Annotated in this window: 1 protein-coding gene; it reads left to right on the forward strand. The window is 34.6% G+C overall.

Annotated elements, in window-relative coordinates:
• Positions 1-839: sensor histidine kinase (locus tag ACPYKA_RS16845; protein WP_479543374.1), on the forward strand; the 839-nt coding region annotated here is incomplete at both ends.

Consider the following 839-nt stretch of genomic DNA (forward strand, 5'->3'; position numbering starts at 1 on the left):
TTGGAATAGTTTGGCTTGCCGGTTTTCGTCAAGTTGAGATCATTTTATATAGCCTATTTTTAGGTGTATTCTTCCTCGTTTGTTATCTCAGTTATTATTACATTCGACGCCGAAAATTTTACAAACGATTATCTGTACCAGTTGGAAAACTTGATGAGACATTGCAAGAACAGGATGATGTTGCAATTGGAAAAGCATTAAACCAACTCTTGAAAGCACAGTACAATCTATTTCAAGAACAATTTATTGTTATGGGAAAAAAACAGGAAGAACATCTGATTTTTATGGATCGATGGATTCATCAAATGAAAACACCTCTATCAGTCATCGAATTAATGGCAAAAGATTTGGATGAGCCCGATGCCTCCAGTTTTCGGGAAGAAACAGATCGATTAAAAACCGGTCTAAATATGGTGTTATATATGGGGCGGCTGCGGACAATTGAGCAGGACTTTCATATTAAAAAAGTAGATTTATTAAAATTAATTCAAGAAGTAAATCAGGATAATAAACGGTTATATATTAGAAACAATCTTTATCCTGAGGTCAATGAGAAGCAAAAAAACTTAATGGTAGAATCGGATGAAAAATGGTTATTTTTTATGGTATCACAACTTGTTCAAAATGCAGTGAAATATTCAACTGGAAAATCGAATAAAATCCAATTTGTTTTGGATGAACAAGACGGAAACGTATTACTAGAAGTGAGGGACTTTGGAGTCGGTATACCAAAAGAAGACGTAAGAAGAATTTTTGATGCATTTTATACTGGCGAAAACGGCCGTAAATACCGTGAATCAACAGGGATGGGATTGTTTTTAGTAAAGGAAGTTGCCGAG

The sequence above is a fragment of the Pseudogracilibacillus amylolyticus (SeqCode) genome (assembly GCF_051918545.1).
GTDB lineage: Bacteria > Bacillota > Bacilli > Bacillales > Amphibacillaceae > Pseudogracilibacillus.